The 6,765-nt window shown below is 57.6% G+C and carries 8 protein-coding genes; 7 read left to right on the forward strand and 1 reads right to left on the reverse strand.

Going from position 1 to position 6,765, the window contains the following annotated elements:
• Window positions 1-18: 18 nt before the first annotated feature.
• On the reverse strand, window positions 19-1,059 hold the full coding sequence (locus tag HMPREF3096_RS12780) for an oxidoreductase (protein WP_064169274.1): 1,041 nt from the start codon (window positions 1,057-1,059) through the stop codon (window positions 19-21).
• Between the two features lie 190 nt (window positions 1,060-1,249).
• Here HMPREF3096_RS12780 and blr point away from each other — a divergent pair, with 190 nt between their 5' ends.
• The 7 genes from blr to rsxC all read left to right on the forward strand — a co-directional run.
• Entirely contained in the window at window positions 1,250-1,387 is a 138-nt protein-coding gene (gene blr, locus HMPREF3096_RS12785) for a division septum protein Blr (RefSeq protein WP_012541534.1), read from the forward strand.
• A gap of 115 nt (window positions 1,388-1,502) precedes the next feature.
• Window positions 1,503-2,873 (forward strand): GH1 family beta-glucosidase, encoded by a 1,371-nt coding sequence (locus HMPREF3096_RS12790; protein WP_008804648.1) that lies wholly within the window; start codon window positions 1,503-1,505, stop codon window positions 2,871-2,873.
• Between the two features lie 218 nt (window positions 2,874-3,091).
• A complete protein-coding gene (gene ydgT / locus HMPREF3096_RS12795; RefSeq protein WP_004202843.1) occupies window positions 3,092-3,307 on the forward strand; it encodes a transcription modulator YdgT in 216 nt (71 codons plus the stop codon).
• Window positions 3,308-3,382: 75 nt separating this feature from the next.
• Window positions 3,383-3,823, forward strand: a complete 441-nt coding sequence (locus HMPREF3096_RS12800; RefSeq protein ID WP_008804647.1) for a DUF2569 domain-containing protein — start codon at window positions 3,383-3,385, stop codon at window positions 3,821-3,823.
• 78 nt (window positions 3,824-3,901) lie between these two features.
• A complete protein-coding gene (gene rsxA / locus HMPREF3096_RS12805; RefSeq protein ID WP_002907658.1) occupies window positions 3,902-4,483 on the forward strand; it encodes an electron transport complex subunit RsxA in 582 nt (193 codons plus the stop codon).
• On the forward strand, window positions 4,483-5,061 hold the full coding sequence (rsxB, locus tag HMPREF3096_RS12810) for an electron transport complex subunit RsxB (protein ID WP_008804646.1): 579 nt from the start codon (window positions 4,483-4,485) through the stop codon (window positions 5,059-5,061). The genes rsxA and rsxB overlap by 1 nt, the downstream gene beginning before the upstream one ends.
• A partial coding sequence (gene rsxC, locus HMPREF3096_RS12815) for an electron transport complex subunit RsxC (protein ID WP_070544495.1) occupies window positions 5,054-6,765 on the forward strand: 1,712 nt, incomplete at its 3' end. The genes rsxB and rsxC, both read left to right, overlap by 8 nt.

A 6,765-nucleotide genomic window follows, 5' to 3' on the forward strand; every position in this document is an offset into this window, starting at 1 on the left:
GCGCTGCCGGGCTCCCCCTCACACCAGGCTGAGCGTGGCGCGATGTCTGGCCGACTCGAGACCCAGCTCAATCAACGTCATGATCTGAATCGCCTCGCTGGCCGGGACCGGGTTTTCTCCCTCCCCGTTAAGCGCGTCGCGAATGGCGGCATAGTAGGCGGGATAGTTGCCCGGCAGCGTCAGCCATGTCTCCTCGCTTCGTTCGTCGCCTTCGGCGCGGGTCAGAGTACCGTCGCGCATATCATACCCCCAGTCCTCCTGCGGCAGTCGTTCACCGTTTTTTAGCCGTTCCTCCTGAGGATCAAGGCCGAACTTAATATAGCTGGCCCGCGAGCCGTGGACGATAAAGCGCGCACTCTCCGCCGCAGCGAGCAATGTACCATGCAGCACCACCCGCCGCTGGGGATAGGCCAGCACGGCATGAAAATAGTCGGTGGATTGCGCGCCGGGGCGAAGTTGAGCGAGATCGACTGTGATACTCACCGGCAGGCCAAAGAGCACCACCGCTTGATCGAGCAGATGTGGCCCCAGATCGTACCAAATACCACTTCCGGGACCACCCTGCTCACGCCAGCGCTGACGCACCTGGGGGCGGAAGCGATCGAAATGCGACTCAAAGTAACACACTTCCCCCAGCTGACCTTCGTTAATTAACGCCCGGACGGTTAAGAAGTCACTGTCCCAGCGGCGGTTATGAAACACCGACAGCACCCGGCCGCAATGCTTCGCCAGACTCTCCAGCTCGCGTGCTTGTGACAGTGTCACGGTAAAGGGTTTATCCACCACCACATGTTTGCCCGCTTCCAGCGCCGCTTTCGCCAGCGGAAAGTGGGTATCGTTCGGGGTGGCGATGACCACCAGATCAATATCAGGATCGTTGAGCAAGTCCTTTGCCGCACTCACCACCCTGACCCCCGGCCAGTCGGCATGGACTTTGCCGGCCTCGCTGCTGGAGACCCTCGTCAGCGCCATGCCCGGCGTGCCGCCGATCAGCGGCGCGTGAAACGTTTTGCTGGCGTAACCGTAGCCTATCAGCCCTACCCGGATCGCGTCACTCATGTTACCGCCTCACTTATTCAGCTAATGTCAATATCGCGTAGATGAGAATAATCTTACAAACAATGAGCAAAATTTATCATTTGATTCACAGCTTTTTTCCCGCATGCGTGCAAAATCAGACAGATACCCCTTGTGATCTGCTGACCATGGAGTAACATTTCCCACTGTGTTCAAAGGATACTGAAGTATTATGACGACTGTTTTTACCCGTATTGTAGAACTTATTGGCTGGATTGTTTTTGGGATTTCCGCACTGCTTTTGGTTATCGCCCACCATATTGATAACTACCAGTCGCCACCGCCAGCGGATGTGGTGCAGACAAAGTAGCGCCGCCGTGAAACAGTGACCCGCCTCGCAACTGTGCAACCGGTTTCAGAAACCGGTTGCACAGCTATCCTTGCTTTGATTACACTCCCCCTATCATCAGACTGGGAGCTTTTTCATGGCCGCTTTTCCGCACAATTTTTTATGGGGTGCCGCTACCGCAGCGTATCAGGTTGAAGGTGGGCACGACGCAGACGGTAAAGGACCGTCAATCTGGGACATCTACTCTCACCTGCCGGGTACCACCTTTGAAGGCACCACCGGCGATGTCGCAGTCGACCACTATCACCGTTTTCGCGAAGACGTTGCGTTAATGGCCGAAATGGGCCTGCAAAGTTATCGATTCTCCATCTCCTGGCCCCGGCTGCTGCCCGCCGGGCGCGGCGAAGTGAATGAAGCCGGCGTACAGTTTTACAGCGATCTGATCGACGAACTGCTGGCGCACAATATTGAGCCGATGATCACCCTCTATCACTGGGACCTGCCGCAGGCCCTGCAGGATGAGGGTGGCTGGGAAGCACGCACTACCGCCGAGGCCTTCGCCGAGTACGCCCGCCTGTGCTATGCGCGCTTTGGTTCACGGGTGAAGCTGTGGGCGACCTTTAACGAAACCATCGTGTTCATTGGCCACGGCTACATTAACGGTCTGCATCCCCCGGCGGTGCGCGATCCGGCGCGTGCCATTCAGGCCTGTCATCACGTGTTTATCGCCCATGCGCTGGCGGTCAAGGCATTCCGCGAGATGAACGTGGCGGGCGAGATTGGCTTCGTCAATGTGCTACAGCCGCATACTCCGCTCACCGACAGTGAGGCGGACAAAAAAGCCACCGAACTGGCTGACGCCATCCACACCCACTGGCTTTACGACCCGGTACTAAAAGGCACCTATCCTGCCGCCCTGCTGGCGCAGACCCAGGCGCTGTGGGGGGTACCACGCTTTGCCCCGGACGATGACACACTACTGCGCGAGAATCGCTGTGACTTTATCGGGCTGAATTACTATCGCCGGGAAACGGTGTCCGCCCAGCCGCCCAACATCCCCACCGGTGGCGAACCTGGCGTGGAGGGGTTGTTCTATTTCGTGCGTAATCCGCAGAGCACCTATACCGAATGGGGATGGGAAATCTGGCCGCAGGGGCTGACGGACGGCATTATGATGATCAAGGAACGCTATGGCGATATCCCGATCTATATCACCGAAAATGGCCTGGGAGCGAAAGACCCGATAATTGCCGGAGAAGTGGTCGACGATCCGCGAATCGACTACCTGAGCAGCCATATTGGCGCCCTGGAAAAGGCACTGGCGCTGGGGGCGGATGTGCGCGGCTATTATCCCTGGTCGTTTATCGATCTGCTGAGCTGGCTCAACGGATATCAAAAGCAGTACGGCTTTGTCTATGTCGATCACCAGCAAAATCTGGCACGCAAACGAAAGAAGAGTTTTTATTGGTACAAATCTGTTATTGCCAGTCACGGCGAACAGCGTTAATCTTCTCTTGCGGGCGCCATTCGGCGCCCGGTCTGGTTTTAGAATATTCTTAAACTTCTCCCTGCTCTTCAAGGTCGGCTCTCGCCCCTTGTCATGGGTTTATATAACCTGAATCATTCCACCCGGCCCCATTCAGAAGGCGCCGTTGGTTGAGAGTAGGTTTAGTGAATGCTGATAATATTCAACATAATTATTCCGATTATAAAATGGATACGAAAATGACCGTTCTGGACTATTTATTAAAATTCCGCAAAATCAGTTCGCTCGAAAGTCTTGAAAAACTATTTGATCACCTTAACTACTCCCTGACCGACACCGAAGAGATCGTGAATATGTATCGTGCGGCCGACCACCGCCGGGCAGAGCTGGTCTCCGGTGGTAAATTGTTCGATGTGGGCCAGGTGCCTAAATCCGTTTGGCGATTCGTGCAGTAAGGCTGTCATCCTTCACGCCAGTTGCTTATACTTCCCGGCCTGATTTTCATTACTGGCGTTGAATAGGGGAGTAACATGACGTCTCAATCTGCAGAACGCATTGGCGGATGGCTGCTGGCACCGCTGGCCTGGTTGCTGGTGGCGCTGCTGAGCGCCTCCTTATCGCTGCTGTTTTTTGCTAATGCTCTCATGTCGACGCAGACGTATGCCCTGCTCCGCGCCATGAGCACCGGACATCTGGCGCTGTGGCTCGCTTCGCTGCTGTTTGCCGTCGCCATGTGGTATTACACGCTCTGGCTGACCATCGCGTTCTTTAAGCGGCGCTCGCTGGTCCCTAAGCACTATATTATCTGGCTGCTCATCACCCTGCTGCTGGCGATAAAGGCATTTGCCTTCTCTCCCGTCTCGGATGTTCTTGCTTTGCGCCAGCTGCTGTTTCCACTCCTGGCTGCCGCGCTCCTGGCGCCCTATTTTCGCCGTTCCCAGCGGGTAAAACGGACCTTTGTTCATCCGTAATAACCCCACACTTAACCTGTTGTCGCCGGTATCGTTTTATTCGATAATAAGCGGCTTTTTTTCGTTTCAGGTCGCATGATGGCTGATTATTTACTGCTCTTTATTGGTACAGTCCTGGTCAATAACTTCGTTCTGGTGAAGTTTCTTGGTCTGTGCCCGTTTATGGGGGTTTCCAAAAAGCTGGAAACCGCAATGGGGATGGGGCTTGCCACCACCTTCGTGATGACGCTGGCCTCTATTTGCGCCTGGCTGATTGATACCTGGATCCTGATCCCCTTAAATCTGGTCTATTTACGCACGCTGGCCTTTATTCTGGTCATCGCCGTGGTGGTTCAGTTCACTGAAATGGTCGTGCGTAAAACCAGCCCGGCGCTCTATCGCCTGCTGGGTATCTTTCTGCCGCTGATCACCACCAACTGTGCCGTACTCGGGGTGGCGCTGCTGAATATTAATCTGGGGCACAATTTCCTGCAGTCCGCGCTGTACGGCTTTGCCGCCGCCGTCGGTTTCTCGCTGGTGATGGTGCTGTTCGCGGCGATCCGCGAACGCCTGGTGGTGGCCGATGTGCCCGCGCCGTTTCGCGGTAATGCCATCGCATTGATTACCGCCGGTTTAATGTCTCTGGCCTTTATGGGCTTTAGTGGTTTGGTGAAGTTGTAATGAGCGCAGTCTGGATAGCCGTGATCGCCATCAGCCTGTTAGGGCTGATTTTCGGCTTAATACTGGGGTATGCCTCCCGCCGTTTCGCGGTGCAGGACGACCCGGTGGTGGAAAAAATTGATGAACTGTTGCCGCAGAGCCAGTGCGGGCAGTGCGGCTACCCCGGCTGTCGTCCCTATGCGGAAGCTGTTGGTGCCCAGGGTGAAAAAATTAACCGCTGTGCGCCGGGTGGCGAAGCCGTAATGTTAAAAATCGCCGCCTTACTGAACGTCGACCCGCAGCCGGTCGATGGCGATGAACAGGAGGCGGAGCCAGTTCGTATGCTCGCGGTAATCGACGAGCCGAACTGCATTGGCTGCACCAAATGCATCCAGGCGTGTCCGGTAGATGCGATTGTCGGGGCAACCCGCGCCATGCATACCGTGATGAACGACCTGTGCACCGGTTGTAATCTGTGCGTTGCCCCCTGCCCGACCCAGTGCATTTCGCTCGTTCCGGTGGCGACCACCCCGGAAACCTGGAAATGGGATCTCCATGCGATCCCGGTGCGCAATATTCCTGTGGAACAACATGTTTAAGTTATTTTCCGCTTTCCGAAAAGATAAAGTCTGGGATTTTAACGGCGGTATTCATCCGCCCGAAATGAAAACCCAGTCTAACGGTACCCCACTGCGCCAGGTGTCCCTGCCGCAGCGCCTTATCATTCCGCTCAAGCAGCATATTGGCGCCGAAGGCGAACTGTGCGTCAAGGTGGGCGATCGGGTGCTGCGCGGCCAGCCGTTGACCCGCGGATGGGGAAGAATGCTGCCCGTACACGCCCCGACCTCCGGTACCGTTACCGCCATCGCCCCGCACACCACCGCTCATCCTTCGGGGCTGGCGGAGATGAGCGTGATCATTGACGCCGACGGCGAAGACCGCTGGATTGAGCGCGATGGCTGGAGTGATTATCAGGTCCGTACGCGCGAAGCGCTTATCGAACGCATTCATCAGTTTGGCGTCGCGGGCCTCGGCGGCGCCGGTTTCCCCACCGGCAGCAAACTGCGCGGCGGCGGCGATAAAATTAAGACGCTGATTATTAACGCCGCCGAATGCGAACCCTATATCACGGCGGACGACCGCCTGATGCAGGACTGCGCCGCGCAGATTGTCGACGGGATCCGCATCCTCGCGCATATTCTGCAGCCTGACGAAGTGCTGATCGGCATTGAAGACAATAAACCGCAGGCCATTTCGATGCTGCGGGCGGTGCTCTGCGACGCCCATGGCATCTCGCTGCGCGTGATCCCCACTAAATACCCCTCCGGTGGGGCCAAGCAGCTTACCCAAATTCTCACCGGCAAGCAGGTGCCTCATGGCGGTCGTTCGTCGGATATTGGCGTGCTGATGCAGAACGTGGGGACGGCCTATGCGATAAAACGCGCGGTGATTGACGGCGAGCCGTTAACGGAGCGCGTGGTCACCCTGACCGGCGAGGCGGTCTCGCGGCCGGGCAACGTCTGGGCGCGCCTTGGTACCCCGGTACGCCATCTGCTTAACGACGCCGGCTTCTGCGCCAGCGCCGAGCCAATGGTGATCATGGGCGGCCCGCTGATGGGCTTTACCCTGCCGGGGCTGGATGTCCCGGTGGTGAAGATCACCAACTGCCTGCTGGCGCCTTCCGCCAGCGAGATGGGCGAGCCGCAGGAAGAGAAAGGCTGCATTCGCTGCAGCGCCTGCGCCGACGCCTGTCCGGCCGATCTGCTGCCGCAGCAGCTGTACTGGTTCAGCAAAGGCCAGCAGCACGATAAAGCCACCGCGCACAATCTGGCGGACTGCATAGAATGCGGCGCCTGCGCGTGGGTTTGCCCTAGCAATATTCCGCTGGTGCAGTACTTCCGTCAGGAGAAAGCGGAGATCAGCGCGATTCGCCAGGAAGAGCAGCGCGCCGCAGAAGCTAAAGCGCGATTCGAAGCCCGACAGGCGCGCCTGGAGCGTGAAAAAGCCGCCCGCGCCGAACGGCATAAAAAAGCTGCCGTTCAGCCTGCCGCCAAAGATCAGGATGCGATTAACGCCGCCCTCGCCCGGGTACGCGACAAACAGCGTGATGCCGCGCAACCGATCGTGATTCAGTCCGGCGCCAAACCGGATAACAGCGAGGCGATTGCTGCCCGCGAAGCGCGGAAGGCCGAAGCCCGGGCACGCAAGGCACAGCTGCAAGCCGCGTCGGTGGAAACCCCGTCGACCGACGCAGCTGATCCACGCAAGGCGGCGGTGGAAGCCGCTATCGCCCGCGCCAAAGC

The sequence above is a fragment of the Klebsiella sp. HMSC25G12 genome, assembly GCF_001807705.1.
Classification (GTDB): Bacteria; Pseudomonadota; Gammaproteobacteria; order Enterobacterales; family Enterobacteriaceae; genus Klebsiella; species Klebsiella variicola.